This is a genomic window from Crossiella sp. CA-258035 (genome assembly GCF_030064675.1).
Lineage (GTDB): Bacteria > Actinomycetota > Actinomycetes > Mycobacteriales > Pseudonocardiaceae > Crossiella.
Window position 1 is genome coordinate 1,307,084 of the sequence record NZ_CP116413.1, and the last position, 16,018, is coordinate 1,323,101.

General features: G+C 65.7%; 9 protein-coding genes and 2 tRNA genes. 6 read left to right on the forward strand and 5 right to left on the reverse strand.

What is annotated here, in order from left to right; all coding sequences use genetic code 11:
* Window positions 1–1,049: 1,049 nt before the first annotated feature.
* The 4 genes from N8J89_RS06265 (at window position 1,050) to N8J89_RS06280 (ending at window position 9,530) form a co-directional block, all read left to right on the forward strand.
* Window positions 1,050–2,795, forward strand: coding sequence for an HsdM family class I SAM-dependent methyltransferase (locus N8J89_RS06265; protein ID WP_283663404.1), 1,746 nt, complete (start codon window positions 1,050–1,052; stop codon window positions 2,793–2,795).
* Entirely contained in the window at window positions 2,792–4,054 is a 1,263-nt protein-coding gene (locus tag N8J89_RS06270) for a restriction endonuclease subunit S (protein ID WP_283663405.1), read from the forward strand. The genes N8J89_RS06265 and N8J89_RS06270 overlap by 4 nt, the downstream gene beginning before the upstream one ends.
* Window positions 4,054–7,188, forward strand: a complete 3,135-nt coding sequence (locus N8J89_RS06275) for a type I restriction endonuclease subunit R (RefSeq protein ID WP_283663406.1) — start codon at window positions 4,054–4,056, stop codon at window positions 7,186–7,188. The genes N8J89_RS06270 and N8J89_RS06275 overlap by 1 nt, the downstream gene beginning before the upstream one ends.
* Before the next feature lie 1,205 nt (window positions 7,189–8,393).
* Window positions 8,394–9,530, forward strand: coding sequence for a tyrosine-type recombinase/integrase (locus N8J89_RS06280; RefSeq protein WP_283663407.1), 1,137 nt, complete (start codon window positions 8,394–8,396; stop codon window positions 9,528–9,530).
* Window positions 9,531–9,605: 75 nt separating this feature from the next.
* On the opposite strand, the gene N8J89_RS06285 is transcribed toward N8J89_RS06280, so the two are convergent.
* Window positions 9,606–9,678: transfer RNA gene (locus N8J89_RS06285), tRNA-Lys, on the reverse strand.
* 295 nt (window positions 9,679–9,973) lie between these two features.
* Between N8J89_RS06285 and N8J89_RS06290 the strand changes: the two genes are divergently transcribed.
* Window positions 9,974–11,191 carry a L,D-transpeptidase gene (locus tag N8J89_RS06290; protein WP_283663408.1) on the forward strand — a complete coding sequence of 406 codons (1,218 nt, stop codon included), beginning with the start codon at window positions 9,974–9,976 and terminating at the stop codon, window positions 11,189–11,191.
* Window positions 11,192–11,393: 202 nt separating this feature from the next.
* On the opposite strand, the gene N8J89_RS06295 is transcribed toward N8J89_RS06290, so the two are convergent.
* Window positions 11,394–11,466, reverse strand: a tRNA-His gene (locus tag N8J89_RS06295).
* A 66-nt stretch (window positions 11,467–11,532) separates the two neighbouring features.
* On the reverse strand, window positions 11,533–12,153 hold the full coding sequence (orn, locus tag N8J89_RS06300) for an oligoribonuclease (protein ID WP_283663409.1): 621 nt from the start codon (window positions 12,151–12,153) through the stop codon (window positions 11,533–11,535).
* A 117-nt stretch (window positions 12,154–12,270) separates the two neighbouring features.
* On the opposite strand from orn, the gene N8J89_RS06305 reads away from it, so the two are divergent.
* A complete protein-coding gene (locus N8J89_RS06305; RefSeq protein ID WP_283663410.1) occupies window positions 12,271–13,782 on the forward strand; it encodes a helicase HerA-like domain-containing protein in 1,512 nt (503 codons plus the stop codon).
* On the opposite strand, the gene N8J89_RS06310 is transcribed toward N8J89_RS06305, so the two are convergent.
* Both N8J89_RS06310 and N8J89_RS06315 read right to left on the reverse strand, forming a co-directional pair.
* Entirely contained in the window at window positions 13,779–15,389 is a 1,611-nt protein-coding gene (locus N8J89_RS06310) for a PH domain-containing protein (RefSeq protein WP_283663411.1), read from the reverse strand. The two genes, N8J89_RS06305 and N8J89_RS06310, sit on opposite strands and share 4 nt — an antisense overlap.
* A complete protein-coding gene (locus N8J89_RS06315) occupies window positions 15,386–15,907 on the reverse strand; it encodes a PH domain-containing protein (RefSeq protein ID WP_283663412.1) in 522 nt (173 codons plus the stop codon). The genes N8J89_RS06310 and N8J89_RS06315 overlap by 4 nt, the downstream gene beginning before the upstream one ends.
* Window positions 15,908–16,018 lie beyond the last annotated feature (111 nt).

The following is a 16,018-nucleotide window of genomic DNA, read 5'->3' on the forward strand; positions in this document are numbered from 1 at the left end:
GCACGAAATGCGCCGGACGACGGTGCCAGGGTCCGCCGGTGCTGACTCTGATGGCGCTGCGGCCGGTCCAGGGCGCGTTGAGGGAGCGACCACATGTCCGCAGTGGACAGTTCAAAATGAACAGTCCCACCTACTGATGCAGGTGGGACCGATTCTGTATTGTGCGCCGCCAGGGACTCGAACCCCGAACCCGCTGATTAAGAGACGGCGTGGTGTCGTATTGCGTGATGTCGGGCAGGTTCGCCAGGTGTCGTTTTCGCAGGTCGTGTCGAGCCGCGCATGTCGGGGCATGCCGCGTGCTGTCGGCACGTTCTCCGCAGTGGAGCAACCACGGAGCAGCCAGATCAACGCGCGGCATGCAGCGGAGGCGTGCGCAGGTTGGTGTCCTCGGCGGGATCACCAAGAGATAGGAACAGGGTCGACCAGGGGATTCGCACCGGCGGCTTGGTCATCGAGTCGTCTTTCGGGTTGCCTGGAGCAGGGCGACGTTTGCCAAGCATGGGTGGCGTGGTGCTTCGCTTAGATGCTTGCCCATGTGGGGGCCTGACCGCGCACCCCGGGGCTTGGACAGCGCGTGAGTGGGCAGGGGGCAGCGCACGCCGCGGGCTCTGTTGGACTTGCCCCCTCCGGTGTGAACCAGGGACGCTACAGTGCGCCGACCTGCGGAAACGAAACTTCCCCAGGTCGGCGTGGTTCCGTTCAGAGCCGTTGAATGCAGTTCAGGGCCGTTGAGTGCGCCCGTCTGCTCCCCCAACTCCCCGCGCTGCTTCCCGACGGGCGGTAGCCGCTTCCAGTCGACGCTGATCTTTACACCGAGCTTGCCGGCGAACGGCATACCGACCGGCGCCGAAGAAGCCGTCCATGCGTAGTGGCATGCCTGCTTGACCCGAGTGGATGTGGTTGGTTGGCACGCACAGTGTCGTGATACGCAAAGATGCTCTTGTGAGGCACCGGCTGCTGCAGACCGTGCGCCGCCTGTTCGGACGGCGCGCACGGGCTCGCGTTGAGCGTCCAACATCTATCGTCGAGTGAGCGTCGTGAGGAGCCTTGTGAGCACCCTCGGTAGTTTCATCTGGTCGATCGCCGACCAACTTCGGGGTCCCTACCGCCCCAACCAGTACGGCAACGTCATCCTCCCTCTCACGATCCTGCGTCGCCTCGACTGCATCCTCGAGCCTGACCGGGAGACGGTCCGGGAGTTGGCGGCTAAGTATGACAACCCGAACCGGCTCAGGATCGAGGTCAAGAAGGCGACCGGCCGGCCGTTCTACAACACCTCGAACTACTCCTTCGTCAACCTGCTGGCTGACGCCGACGGGCTGGCGGACAACCTGGCCGACTACATCGACCGGTTCTCGCCCGATGTCGACGTGTTCGAGTACTTCGACTTCAAGAAGGAGATCCTCAACCTGGAGAAGGCCGGGCTCCTGCGTGAGGTCATCACGTCCTTCAAGGCCGTCGGCCTACATCCGGACGTCGTCTCCAACGCCGACATGGGCGACGCGTTCGAGTACATCATCCGCAAGTTCAACGAGGCCGCGAACGAGACCTCCGGTGACCACTACACCCCGCGGGACGCGATCCGGCTGCTGGTCGACCTGCTCTTCGCTGAAAAGGACGTCGACCTGGCCGAGGCTGGCATCGTCCGTACAGTGTACGATCCTACGGCGGGCACCGGCGGCATGCTCGCCTTGGCCGAGGAGTACCTGCTCACGCACAACCCCGACGCGAAGCTGAGCCTGTTCGGCCAGGAGTACAACCCGCAGTCGTACGCGATCTGCAAGTCCGACCTGCTCGCTAAGGGCCACGACGCGTCCAACATCGCCTTCGGCAACACGCTCACCGATGACGCGTTCAAGGGCCGCCAGTTCGACTTCTGTATGTCCAACCCGCCGTATGGCGTCGACTGGAAGCAGTACGCCAAGGCGGTCATAAAAGAGCGCGACGAAGCAGGTCCCTATGGTCGGTTCGCCCCCGGCCTTCCGTCGACCTCGGACGGGCAGATGCTCTTCCTGCTCCACCTGGTTCACAAGATGCGGGCGCCGGAGGACGGCGGCGGTCGGGCCGGGATCGTGATGAACGGCTCGCCGCTCTTCAACGGCGCCGCCGAGTCTGGCCCCTCCAACATCCGCAAGTGGCTACTGGAGAACGATCTGGTCGATGCCATCATCGCGCTGCCGACCAACATGTTCTTCAACACCGGCATCGCCACCTACATCTGGATCCTCGACAACGACAAGCATTCCGACCGCAAGGGCCTGGTCCAGCTCATCGACGGCACCTCGTTCTGGACCAAGATGCGCAAGAACCTCGGCTCCAAGGGACGCGAAATCAGCGATGCCGACCGCGACAAGGTCGTGAAGCTGTACGACGACTTCATCAATGCCGACCCGGACTGCTCCAAGGTGCTGCGCAACGACGAGTTCGGCTACTGGACCATCACCGTCGAGCGCCCCCTTCTCGACGAGTCTGGCCAGCCGGTAGTGGACCGCAAGGGCAATCCCAAACCGGACACCAAGAAGCGCGACACCGAGAACGTCCCATTCACCTACGGCGGCTCGACCGCTGGCGCTGTGGGCAAGGCCGAGGTCGTCCAGGCGTACTTCGATGCCGAGGTGAAGCCGCATGTCCCCGACGCCTGGATCGATTGGGCCAAGGTCAAGGTCGGCTACGAAATCCCCTTCACCCGCCACTTCTACAAGTACGTCCCACCCCGCCCTCTCGCCGAGATCGACGCTGACCTGGAAAAGCAGGTCGCCAAGATCCTCGACCTCCTCCGGGAGGTTGAGGGATGACCGACTCGGTCCGTCTCAAGTGGCTGCTCACCGAATCCGACGTGCGAGCGGGGGCGGAAGCCGAGGCCCTGCCGCTGCTGTCGGTCTCGATCAGTTGGGGCGTCCGACGTCGGGAGGCGTCGGACATGACCACGCGGGCGGCTTCCGAGGATCTGTCCAGCTATAAGCTCTGTCGCGCGGGCGACCTTGTCATCAACCGGATGCGGGCCTTCCAGGGCGCGCTCGGCATCGCGCCGGAGGACGGGGTCGTCAGCCCAGACTACGCGGTGCTGCGAGTCGCCCCAATGGTCGACAAGCGGTGGCTGAACTACTTCCTGACCAGCGGATTCACTGTGGCGACGATGGCGAGCCTGGTTCGCGGCATCGGCGGAACCGAGGCTGGGAATGTTCGAACTCCCCGGCTGAACATCAGCGACCTGCAGTCGATGACCGCACCACTAGTGTCGGCAGACGAGCAGCGCGCCATCGCCGACTACCTCGACCGCGAGACTGCCCGGATCGACACACTCGTCGAGGAGCAGCAGCGCCTGATCGAGATGCTCCGCGAGCGACGGCACGCACTCCGCGTGCACGTAGCCCTGCACGGAACGACGCAGGCGGCGGAGGCTGACAGCCCTTTGCCGTGGGCGAGCAAACTCCCGGCGAGTTGGCGAGTTGTCCCGCTTACCTCGGCAGCTCAACTCGAAAGCGGTCACACGCCAAGCCGATCACGGGAGGATTGGTGGACGGACTGCTACATCCCATGGGTGAGCCTCCATGACGTTGGCACGATGCGTGGCGCCAAGTACCTTCAAGACACAGCGCAGCGGATCAGCGACGCCGGAATTGCCAACAGTTCCGCGCGCCTGCTCCCCGTCCGCACTGTCGTCCTTTCTCGTGACGCGACTGTGGGAAGGACAGCGATCATGGGCGTTCCGATGGCGACGTCGCAGCATTTTGCCGCATGGGTATGTGGACCGCTTCTTGATCCTGAGTACCTCTGGGTCTTGTTCTCGGATGCGATGCAACCGTTCTTCGATTCCTTCCAGAACGGGTCGACGATCCGCACGATCGGCATGGGGGACCTCAAGGCTTTTCGTATCCCGCTGCCGCCTCTCGGCGAGCAGAGGCGAATCGTCGAGTACTTGGACGAGGAGACCCCGAAGATCGACACCGTGATCGCTGAGACGGAGCGGTTCATCGAGCTTGCACGTGAGCGTCGGGCGGCGTTGATCACGGCGGCGGTGACGGGGCAGATCGACGTGCGGGAGATGGTCTGATGGCCGATCACAACGAGGTCGTCTTCGAGTCCGAGATCTGCGAGTACCTGTCCGCTCATGGATGGCTGTACTCGGAGGATGACTCCGGCTATGACCGGGAACGGGCGCTGTTCCCCAAGGATCTGTTCGCGTGGTTGGAGGAGACCCAGCAGGCGTCGTACGAGAAAGCACTGAGGGCGGCGGGGTCGGAGGCGAAGTTCCTGGACGTGCTGGCCACGGCGCTCGACAAGCCTCTCGAACATGGTGGCGGGACGCTGAACATCCTGCGCAACGGGGTGCAGTACATCGGTGGTGGCCGGCTGAAGATGGCGCAGTTCCGGCCTGAGACCAGCCTGAATGCGACCACGAACGAGCAGTACGCGGCGATGCGGGTACGGGTTGCACGGCAGGTGCACTTCTCAACCGCTGACCAGCGCAGCATCGACCTGGTCTTCTTCATCAACGGGCTCCCGGTGGCCACCGTCGAGTTGAAGACCGAGTTCACCCAGTCGCTGGATGAGGCGGTCAACCAGTACCGCAAGAACCGGAACCCGCTGACCAACGGTCGGCCGGAGCCGCTGCTGTCGTTCGGGCACCGGGCGCTGGTGCACTTCGCGGTCTCCAACGACCTGGCCGCGATGACTACCAAGTTGGAGGGCGAGAAGACACATTTCCTGCCGTTCAACATGGGCCATGACAGTGGCGCGGGGAACCCGCCCGGCACGGGCGGGCGGTCAGCGACGGCGTACCTGTGGGAGCGGGTCTGGGAGAAGCACGCCTGGCTCAACATCATCGGTCGGCTGATGATCGTGGAGACCAAGGAGGAGTGGGACGTCGCGACCGGCATCTCAGTGCGGCGTACGAGCATGCTCTTCCCGCGGTTTCACCAATGGGAGGCCGTGACGAACATTGTGGCTGCGGTGCGTGCGGAGGGGGTGGGGCACCGTTACCTGATCGAGCATTCGGCAGGGTCGGGCAAGACGAACACCATCGCCTGGACCGCGCACCGCCTGGCGCGGCTGCATGTGAACGACGAGAAGGTCTTCGACTCGGTGCTCGTGGTCGTGGACCGCACGGTGCTCGATGGGCAGCTCCAGGAAGCGATCCGGCAGATCGACGGGTCGGGGAAGATCGTGGCCACGATCAGCCCGGAAGACGTTCGCAAGGCGGGGGCGAAGTCGAAGTCCGGGCTGCTGGCGACCGCGTTGAAGAACGGTGAGCTGATCATCGCGGTGACGGTGCAGACCTTCCCGTTCGCGCTCGAGGAGATCCGGGCCGATAAGGGGTTGAAGGGGAAGCGGTTCGCGGTGATCGCGGACGAGGCGCACTCCTCGCAGTCCGGGCAGATCTCCTCCAAGCTCAAGGCCGTGCTGACCGCTGAGGAGGTCAAGGAGATCGAGGAGGGTGGCTCCGTCGACGTGGAGTCGATCCTGGTCTCGGAGATGGTTGAGCGGGCGGAGTCGAAGAACATCTCCTACTTCGCGTTCACCGCGACGCCGAAGAACAAGACCCTCGAGCTATTCGGTCGCAAGGGCCCTGACGGGAAGCCGGTCGAGTTCCACCTGTACTCGATGCGGCAGGCGATCGAGGAGGGCTACATCCTTGACGTGCTCAGGGGCTACCAGTCCTACGACACCGCGCTGAAGATCGCCGGCAAGGCCGAGAGCGGCGATGGTGACGAGGTGGAGGAGGCGGCGGCCCGGAAGGGGTTGATGCGGTGGGTGAAGCTGCACCCAACCAACATCAGCCAGAAGGTGCAGATCATCGTCGAGCACTTCCACGCCAACGTCGCCCACCTGCTGGAGGGCAAGGCGAAGGCGATGGTCGTGACCGACTCGCGCAAGGCCGCGGTGAAGTACAAGAAGGCGATCGACGCCTACATCGCCAAGCGGGCTGCCATGGATGCCTCGTACAACTACCGCACCCTGGTCGCTTTCTCCGGCTCGGTGACGATGGCCGAGGGCGAGGAGTGGGTCTCGGACTGGGGGCCGCAGCCGAGCAAGGATGACGAGTTCACTGAGGCCAACCTGAACCCTGGTGCGGGCTCGGACTTGGCTGCCGCCTTCAAGGGCGCGACGTACAAGATCATGCTGGTCGCTAACAAGTTCCAGACCGGGTTCGACCAGCCGCTGCTCTCGGCGATGTACGTCGACAAGAAGCTCTCCGGGGTGACTGCGGTGCAGACGCTCTCGCGGCTCAACCGCACCCATCGCACTGCGAGTGGGGAGCAGAAGCGCAAGACGTTCGTCATCGACTTCGTGAACAAACCCGAGGACATCCAAACTGCGTTCGAGCCGTACTTCACCAACGCCACCCTGGAGACCGAGACCGACCCGTACGTCGTCTTCCACCTTGCCACCAAGCTCGCCCACGCTGGGATCTACACGCCAGAGCAGGTGCGCGAAGTCGCTGAACTGTGGGTCACCCGGAAAGGCAACAACGCGCTCTCGGCCGCGATCAGCCCGGCCAAGAACGAGTTCGCCCGCCGCTACGCGGCTGCGATCGAGGCCGACGACAAGGTCACCCTCAACACCCTCGACCTGTTCCGAAAGGACGTTTCCACCCTTGTCCGGCTTTACGATTTCATGAGCCAGATCGTCGACTACGGCGACCCGTACATGGAGATGCTGTCGATCTTCCTCCGGCTCCTGGAGAAGGTCATCGCAGATGCATCGTGGGCCGCGGAGGTCGACCTTTCCGATGTCGTCCTGGTAGGAGTCAAGCACAACAAGCGGACTGCGGTCGACATCTCGCTGACCGGCGACGGTGAACTGAAGGGAATCAGCGCAGCGGGCACCGGCACCCGGAAGGAGCCAAAGTACGTCGCACTCCAGGTCGTCATCGACAAAATGAACGACCTCTTCGGCGCCGAGTCGTTCACCGCGTCGCAAGTCCGTGAGTTCGTGCAGGGACTGGTGCAGCGGCTGCTCGCCTACCCAGACCTGATCAACCAGACCAAGGTCAACTCGAAAAAGCAGTTCATGGAGTCGCAAGACTTCCAGGCTGCGGTCACCGAGGCCGTTGTCGAAAACCAGGAAGCCCACAACGCCATGGCCGACTACTTCTTCAGCGACGGACCTGGCATCAGCGCTGTCATCATGGCCCTCGCGGACGCCTTCTATGAGGCCGCGATCGATCAGCATCCAGATGTATGAGTAATTTCGATGTCGGAAAGGGACTCTGGAGCAGAGGTTAGACAGCGACAGTGACCGCAACTCCACCGTTATCGAGGAACCGAAGTGCGACTGCATCGCACCTCGGAGGTAGGTGTTGATCTGCTAGGTGAAAAGACGGTATAAGCGGTAAGTTCAGGACGCCGTGGATGCCAACTCCAGGGATGGAGCCGACGACCACAAACGCCTTCCATATTACACTTTCTCCGGTAAGGCATGACAGCTGCCGTTCGCCGTTCGGGGATCATCACCCTGTTGGAGTTGTCCAGGGAGCAGGAAGCCGCGGTTGAACGCTGAAAGCAGGGACCGTGCTGGTGGGTCTGCAGAACACCAGCAGGATGTATCTGCGTCCGCAGCCGTGGCGGCCCGGCTTGAAGAGCCCCCTAACCATCGCTGGTGCCGCCGCCCTGCAGTCGCGCAACCGCTTCCACCGCCAGGTGCCCGTCCCCGGCCTACGTGTTCATCGCCGGAACGCCGGCCCTCCTAGCTGGTGGGGATCCGCAAACCTGGCGTTGTCAGGCGCTGTTGGTCAGCGCTGGTTCTTTGAGGCGAGTGCTGGCAGCGAATCGCGGTCCGGGTTCGGCCGGTCTGAGAATTATGACAGTTATACTAAATGCTGGAAAATTTCTGATTAATCCAGCGTAAGGCTAGGGTAGTCGCCCGGGGAGCGTATCAAGTGCCGTTTGGTCGGGCAAAGAGAAGCTGGGACTGTAATATAAACGAATTCCATTTTTGGCGGGAGTCCTGGGTCGTCCGTGCTGGCGGTGTTGGAGGCAAGAGCTGGGTTGAGTGGTGGCCGCCAAGATTGTGGATTTGCCGAAACCGCAGGGGAAAAGTGTCCTGTTCTGTCTTGATGTGAAATTGACTGTCGAGTGTAATCCTTTTGGGTGTTAAATTCAGTCTATAGGGGACTTGTTGGGCGGGGATCCGGGGTCTCTCCTGGTTGTGAGGGCGCCGATGCTTGGCTGGCCTGACGCGCCTTGGGCAGCGGCTCCCTCGGGTTTCCCTAGCTGTTACAAGATCGGATGACCTGTTGCTTGAGGATCCATAAGCGGGTGAGAGTCATGCGCAGAACGCGGTTCGTCGGTGTCTTTCAGCGTTGTCCGAAGCAGTGTCTGGCGCGTTGTCGTCGACATCGGTTCTGCTACTACGTGGAGCTACCGCCTGGTCCTGCTGGCCGTCGTCAGGTGACCAAGAGCGGCTTCCTGAGTGCGTCGGAGGCGGCGGCTGCTCGGGCGAAGGTGGTGGAACAGCATCGCGCCGGGTTGTGGCCGCAGCATTCGGGGACGACCGTGGGCGAGTGGCTGGAGTCCTGGTACAGGGCCAAGGTCGCAGCCGATGCGATTCGCCCCACGACCGCGGCGTGCTATCGGCAGCACATCGATCACTATCTCGTCCCGCATCTGGGGAACCTGCGGTTGAGCCAGCTGCGAGGAGTCCACGTCACCGCGATGTATGTGGCGGTCCGCCTTGGTCGCGCTGAGGCGATTGCGAGGTACCGCCAGTCTTCTCCTGGAACTGCAGAGGTCGAGAGGGGGAGGGGCCGGGGTCAGGCGCTTTCCAACGCTTCGGTGGTTCGTCTCCACGCGACCTTGCATGCGGCGTTGAACGCGGCAGTGCGTGCGGGGGAGTGTGCGGCCAACGTCGCGCGTCAGGCTGAGGTGCCCTCGGGGGTGCGGGCGAAGGTGAGGCCTTGGACACCTGAGGCCTACGGGGCGTTTCTGGACTTCGTGGAGGGCGGTCAGGACCGGATGGCGCCGTTGTTTCATGTGGCGGGGCATACGGGGCTGCGGCGGGGGGAGCTGTGCGGGCTGCGCTGGGAGGACGTGGATTTGGAGCGACGGAGCTTGGTGGTGCGGCGGCAGGTTGTAGAGGCCGGCTCCCGGGTGCTGGTTGGGAAGCCGAAGACCAGGAGCGGTGAGGATCGGGTGGTGGATCTGGATGCCGGCACGGTGCGCGTGCTGTCGAGGTGGAAGTCCAGTCAGTCTCAAATGGACAGTGCGGCCGAGGTGTCGGCATCTGGTTACGTCTTCACCGGCCCGGACGGCGGTCGCTGGCATCCTTCCTACATCACCCACCGGTTCGCCCAGCTTGTGTCGAAGGCGGGGGTGCCGAGGTGCCGGCTCCACGACCTGCGGCACCTGTGTGCGTCGTTGCAGCTGGCGGCGGGGGTGGATATCGCCATCGTGTCAAAGCGGTTGGGGCACTCGACGTACACCATCACCGCGGATACCTACTGTCACCTCCTGCCGGGGGTGGGCAGGGCTGCTGCGGAGGCCTCGGCTGCGCTGGTGCCGCGGGCGAGGGCGCGGTCGGCTTCCTAGCATTTCCCTAGCAAGGGCCGTAAAACACGACGAGCCGGAGCTGGGCTCCGGCTCGTTTGTGCTGTTCAGTTGTTGTGCGCCGCCAGGGACTCGAACCCCGAACCCGCTGATTAAGAGTCAGCTGCTCTGCCAGTTGAGCTAGCGGCGCTAGGTTTTCCGCGTCGTCCGGAGGGCTCCCCGTCCGACGTGGAGAACATTAGCACAGCGGTTTCGCAGACTAGAAATCGGCTGGTCATGGCCCTGCGGCTACTCCGTTCAGGCGATCTTTGGGTGATCAAGGACCTGGGGCAACCCAGCAAGCCGCCGTGGCGTCCTTTGGGGTAGAAGAGTGTGGTCCGTCCGATCTGGACTCAATCGTCCATTGGTCTTGCGGTTCCACCACGTACGGGTGCTTTCGTGTAGCACACTGTGCTTCCCCTGAACTTCGAACGGACGGATCGACCATGGTGGTGTTCGGTAGCCCCGCGGTGCGCCGCACGCCTCGCGCGCTGCTGGTGGCGACGCTGGGCTTGGCAGCCGTGCTGGTTGCTGGTTGCACGGGCAACGCGCCCGCGGAGACGCAGCCGAAGCAGGCGGCCGACACCTCTGCGGCGGCCGCGGCCAAGCTGCCGATCAACCTCGCGCTCACGCCCGCGGACGCGGCGGGCAACGTCGCGCCGGGTGAGCCGGTGACGGTGGCGGCCACCAACGGCGCGCTCGGCGAGGTCTCGCTGGTCAACGCCGAGGGCAAGCAGGTCGCGGGCGAGTTCACGCCCGACAGGACCAAGTGGACCTCCACTGAGGCGCTGGGCTACGACAAGAAGTACACGCTGACCGCCGCGGGCAAGGGCACCGACGGCAAGGACGCCACCGCCAAGTCGGCGTTCAGCACGGTGAAGCCCGGCAAGCAGATCGCCATCAACGTGTTCAACCCGAAGCACGGCGAGACCGTCGGCGTCGGCATGCCGCTGCAGTTCGGCTTCTCCAGCCCGCCGCCGGACAAGAAGGCGGCCGAGCGCGCGATCCAGATCACCACCGAGCCCAAGGCCGAGGGCGCCTTCTACTGGTTCTCCGACAAGGAGGTCCGGTGGCGCCCGCAGCACTACTGGAAGCCCGGCACCAAGATCAAGGTGAACGCGGCCATCTACGGCAAGAGCCTGGGCGGCAACACCTTCGGCATGGAGGACCGCAAGGCTGACGTCACTGTCGGCGACGAGTTCATCGCCGAGGCCGACGGCAAGTCGCACCAGATGATCATCAAGGTGAACGGCCAGGTCGTGAAGGAGATGCCCATCTCGATGGGCCGCCCCGCCTTCCCCTCCAACAACGGCACCCACGTCGTCACCGAACGTCACGCCAGCAAGCTGATGGACTCCACCACCTACGGCCTCTCCCTGGACCAGGGCGGCTACAAAACCCCCGTCAAGTGGGCCACCCGCATCAGCAACGGCGGCATCTTCATCCACGGCGCCCCCTGGTCAGTCCGAGACCAAGGCCGCCGCAACGTGAGCCACGGCTGCCTCAACGCCTCGCTCGACAACGCCAAGTGGTTCTACGACAACGCCAAAAAGGGCGACATCGTAGTAGTCACCAACACCGGCGGCCCCAATCTCCAGCCCTGGGACGGCTTCGGCGACTGGCAGATCCCCTGGGAAGAGTGGCTCAAGGGCGGCAAGAAGTAACCAGGCACGGCAAGCAAGCCAACGCGAAGGGCCCCGCAACCGCGGGGCCCTTCGCGTTGGGGAAGTGGCCGACATCTCAACCCAACCCCGCTGGTTCAGCACCACCCGCACCGTGGGGGTCCGGGGGCTCGGCCCCCGGTGAAGCTACGAAAACGCGAAACCCCCCTCTCAAGCGAAGCGCAGAGAGGGGGGCCCCAGAGCGGGTGAGTGACGGGACTTGAACCCGCGACATCTCGGACCACAACCGAGTGCTCTACCAGCTGAGCTACACCCACCATGTGCTGCTCACCGGTGCCGGTGAGCGGTACGGAGACATACTAGCGTGCCGGTGCCACAAGATTCTAATCGGCTGCCTTCTTGGGGCGGTGGGTGCCGAGGGCGCGGGCGGCGGCGAGGGTCTGTTCGGTGGTGGGGCCGGGCTGGGGGACGAAGACGGTGCGGCGGTAGTAGGCGAGTTCGGTGATCGACTCGCGGATGTCGGCGAGGGCTCGGTGGGCCAGGCCCTTGGCCGGCTGGCCGTAGTAGACCTTGGGGTACCAGCGGCGGGCGAGCTCCTTGATGCTGGAGACGTCGACCATGCGGTAGTGCAGGTGGGCGTCGAGCAGGTGCATGTCCCTGGCGATGAAGCCGCGGTCGGTGGCGATGGAGTTGCCGGCCAGCGGCGCGGAGCGCACTTCGGGCACGTACTCCTTGATGTAGTCCAGCACCTGCCGTTCGGCGTCGGCCAGGGTCACCGTGGAGCGGCGGACCTCGTCGGTGAGGCCGGAGCGCGCGTGCATGTCGCGCACGATGTCCGGCATGCTGTCGAGCACCTCGTCCGCGGCGTGGATCACGATGTCCACCCCGTCACCGAGGATGTTGAGGTCCGCGTCGGTGACCAAAGCGGCAATCTCGATGAGGGCGTCCTTGCTCAGGTCCAGCCCGGTCATCTCGCAGTCGATCCACACTAGACGGTCTGTCACCCGGGTGAGCCTATCCCGCGTCGGCGCGTCACACTCCCGTGGCGCACAGCAGGTCGGCGGCGTTTTTCCGTCTTACGCTCGATCGGCGGGTATCCGCACGGGCTGATGGAGGTCGGCATGGCCGAGCAGGCACACGAGATCGCCGCCGGGTACGCCTCGGACGGCGCCGCGCTGGAGCTGGGCGCGGTGGTCATCGGCGACGCCGCGACCCCGGAGGCCCGCGTCCGCCTGCCGCTGGCCACCTTGAACCGGCACGGCCTGGTCGCGGGGGCGACCGGCACCGGCAAGACCAAGACCCTCCAACTGATCGCCGAGCAGCTCTCCGCGGCCGGCGTCCCGGTCCTGATGGCCGACATCAAAGGCGACCTTTCCGGCCTCGCCCGACCCGGCGAGAACAGCGAAAAGCTGAAGCAACGCGCCACCGAACTGGCCGACGACTGGCAACCCACCGCCTGCCCGGTCCAGTTCCTCTCCCTCGGCTCCACCGGCCTCGGCGTCCCGGTGCGGGCCACCATCACCGGCTTCGGCCCGCTCCTGCTGAGCAAGGTCCTCGGCCTCAACGAGACCCAGGAGTCCACCCTCGGTCTGATCTTCCACTGGGCCGACTCGCAGGGCCTGGCCCTGCTCGACATCAAGGACCTGCGCTCGGTCATCCAGCACCTGACCAGCGAGGAGGGCAAAGCCGACCTCTCCGGCATCGGCGGCGTCTCCAGCTCCACCGCGGGCGTGATCCTGCGCGCACTGGTCAACCTGGAGTCCCAGGGCGGCGACACCTTCTTCGGCGAACCCGAGCTGGACGTCGCCGACCTGATGCGCGAAACCGACGGCCGGGCCGTGATCAACCTCCTGGAAGTGGGCGACCTCCAGACCAAACCGGCCCTGTTCTCCACCTTCCTCATGTGGCTGCTCGCCGAGCTGTTCGAGCACCTGCCGGAAGAGGGTGACCTGGACAAACCCAAGCTGGTGTTCTTCTTCGACGAGGCGCACCTGCTCTTCGACGGCGCGTCCAAGGCGTTCGTGGAGCGGATCACCCAGACGGTGAAGCTGATCCGGTCCAAGGGCGTCGGGGTGTTCTTCTGCACCCAGCTGCCCACCGACCTGCCGAACCCGGTGCTCTCCCAGCTCGGCGCGCGCATCCAGCACGCCCTGCGCGCCTTCACCCCGGAGGACGCCAAGGCCCTCGCGCAGACCGTGAAGACCTACCCGCGCACCCCGCACTACGACCTGGGCGAGGCGCTGACCTCGCTGGGCATCGGCGAGGCAATCGTCACCGTGCTCTCCGAGCGCGGCGCGCCGACCCCGGTGGCCTGGACCCGGCTGCGCCCGCCGCGTTCGCTGATGGACACCATCGGCCCCGAGGCGATCGGCCAGGCGGCCAGGGACAGCGAGCTGCACGCCCGCTACGCCGAGTCCATCGACCGCGAGTCCGCCTACGAGAAGCTCACCGCGAAGGTCTCCGGCGCCGAAGCCGAGCAGTCAGGGGAGGAACCGCAGGCGAAGGCCGAGCCCGGCCTGGTCGAGCAGGTGCTCGGCAACTCCGCGGTGAAGTCCTTCCTGCGCTCCGCGGCCAGCGCGCTGGGCCGGGAGATCACCAGGGGCGTGTTCGGCACCGCCCGGCGCCGTCGCTAACCGCGTTCCAGGAACGGGGTCAGCAGCTCCGGCACCGCGTCCTCGGCCAGCGCCAGCCCGTCGGTCTGGTCCACGTACTGCACCTCGTACAGCCCGGCCCCGGTGGCGCTGGTCGCGCCCACGGTGAGCAGGCCCACCCGCCGTTGCAGCAGGCTCTGCCGGATCTTCCAGCCGATGATCCCGGTGCGTTGCAGCACCACTGTGGTGCGCACCACCGAACCGGAGCGGCTGATGAGGTACTTCTCCGTCAGCGCGTGGCCGAGGTTGCGGTACTCGTCCCAGCTGATCAGCAGCACGATCGGGATCAGCGCCAGCGCGGCCACCCACGGCCACGTCGGCAGCACGTCCTGCCAGGCCAGCACGGCCAGGGTGCCGATGATCAGCGGCAGCACGATGAAGTCCCACAGCAGCAACCGCCGCAGCGCCGCCCGGGGGTGCCTGCGCAGCGGGGTCCGGGTGGGCGCGGGCTCGACCTCGAGCACCTCGGCGGTCACCCGGTGCGCCTCGGTGACCGGCGCGGGCGGCAGCAGCATGCCGCTGTCCTCCCCGGTGCCCAGGCCGGTGGCCACCGCCTTCACCGTGGCCGCCCCGACCTGGCGGAGCAGCAGCTGCTCGTGCAGCTCCACGCCCTTGACCCGGTTCTCCTCGATGGTCACCGAGCGCAGGGTGAGCAGGCCGTAGTTCACGTGCAGGGTGCCGTCCTCGCGGCGGGTGAGCTTGTAGTTCCAGTAGGAGAGCACGTAGACGACCAGCGAGCCGATCACCGCCAGCACCAGCAGCACGCCCAGCGCGACCGCGACGACCAGCGCGATCGGGGTGTGCCGGACCCAGCTCAGCAGGGCTTCCAGCACCGGCAGGTGCCGCAGGTCGATGTCCAGGGTGCGGGCCAGCCAGGCGCCTGCCGCGCCCAGCGCGCCGACCGCGATCAGGCCGAACAGGGTGAACGGCGCGTAGCGCAGCCACTTCGGGTCCAGCTGGGAGAGCACCCGCTCGGGCCGGCCGGTCTCCTGGTCGGTCGCCACCGCGTCGGCCACGGTGCCGTCCGCGCGCACCGGCGGCAGCGCCTCGGTGCTGGCCACCGGCGCGGGCAGCCTGCGCAGCAGCAGCGCGCGCAGCCGTTCGGCCTCGGCGTTGTCGATGGCGTCCAGGGACAGCTCGTCCTCGGTGCCCTGGTCCTGGCGGCCGGTGCCGATCTTGACCACGGACAGGCCGAAGATCCGGTGGAAGATGTCCGCGGTGGCGTCCACGGTGCGCAGCCGGTCCCGCGCCACCGAGCGCTCCTTGCGGAAGACCAGGCCGGTGTGCAGCTCCACGTGCGTGGCGGTGATCCGGTAGCGGGTGGTGTACCAGCGCAGCACGCCGAGGACGATCAGCGCCACCGCGGCCGCGATGCCGATGCCCATCTCCCACGGCCGCAGCCCGGAGAACCCGCGCACCACCAGCAGCAGGAAGGCGATGCCGAGCAGGCTCGCGATCTGTGAGAGCGGGGCGACCACGACGGTGCGCTTGTGCAGTCGCTGCCAGTCCTGCTCCACCCGCACCGCGTCCGGGGCCTCCGGCGCGACCGGGAAACCGTCCACTTCGGACGGACGTGCCTCGTGGCTCATGTCGCGTCACCAGGGGTGGCCTCGGTGATCGCCACCAGCTGGTCGACCAGCGCGGCGGCCACGTCCTTGTCCAGCCCCTCGATCTTCAGCGCGCCCGCGGCCGAGGCGGTGGTCACGGTGACCGTGGACAGGCCGAGCGCCCGTTGCAGCGGCCCGCGCTCGGTGTCCACGGTCTGCACCCTGGACAGCGGCGCGATCCGCCACTCCCTGGAGAACCAGCCGGTCTGGGTGTAGACGGCCTGGTCGGTGGTCTCCCAGCGGTTCCAGCGGTACCGCAGCCGGGGCACGAAGACCAGGTCGAGGGCCGCCCAGATGACGACCAGCGCCGCGGCCAGCGACCACCAGATGGTCACGCCCCAGATCAGGACGGTCACCACGAGCGCGATGAGGGCGAACACCCACACGATCACGCTCTGCAGTGCCCACCAGGTCTTGGCCTGCGGGCTGACCTGGTTGGCCGGTTCGCGCAGCCGGAGCTGGAGGCGATCACGGGTGTTCGGAGTTGATGCCACGTTCACAGGGGCAACTGTGCCCCAGTTGAGGGGGCGATGCCATGCGTTCGGCGCGGTGACCGACTTTGGTGACGCCGGGCTCGACTTTGGTGGGGCGCGACAGGGTGGTGTGTGTTC

What these genes read in the sequence shown, in the direction of transcription:
- N8J89_RS06310 (WP_283663411.1), bottom strand. Translation starts at nt 15,389, where the DNA reads ATGAGCCACGAGGCACGTCCGTCCGAAGTGGACGGTTTCCCGGTCGCG.
- N8J89_RS06275 (WP_283663406.1), top strand. Translation starts at nt 4,054, where the DNA reads ATGGCCGATCACAACGAGGTCGTCTTCGAGTCCGAGATCTGCGAGTAC.
- N8J89_RS06270 (WP_283663405.1), top strand. Translation starts at nt 2,792, where the DNA reads ATGACCGACTCGGTCCGTCTCAAGTGGCTGCTCACCGAATCCGACGTG.
- N8J89_RS06305 (WP_283663410.1), top strand. Translation starts at nt 12,271, where the DNA reads ATGGCCGAGCAGGCACACGAGATCGCCGCCGGGTACGCCTCGGACGGC.
- N8J89_RS06290 (WP_283663408.1), top strand. Translation starts at nt 9,974, where the DNA reads ATGGTGGTGTTCGGTAGCCCCGCGGTGCGCCGCACGCCTCGCGCGCTG.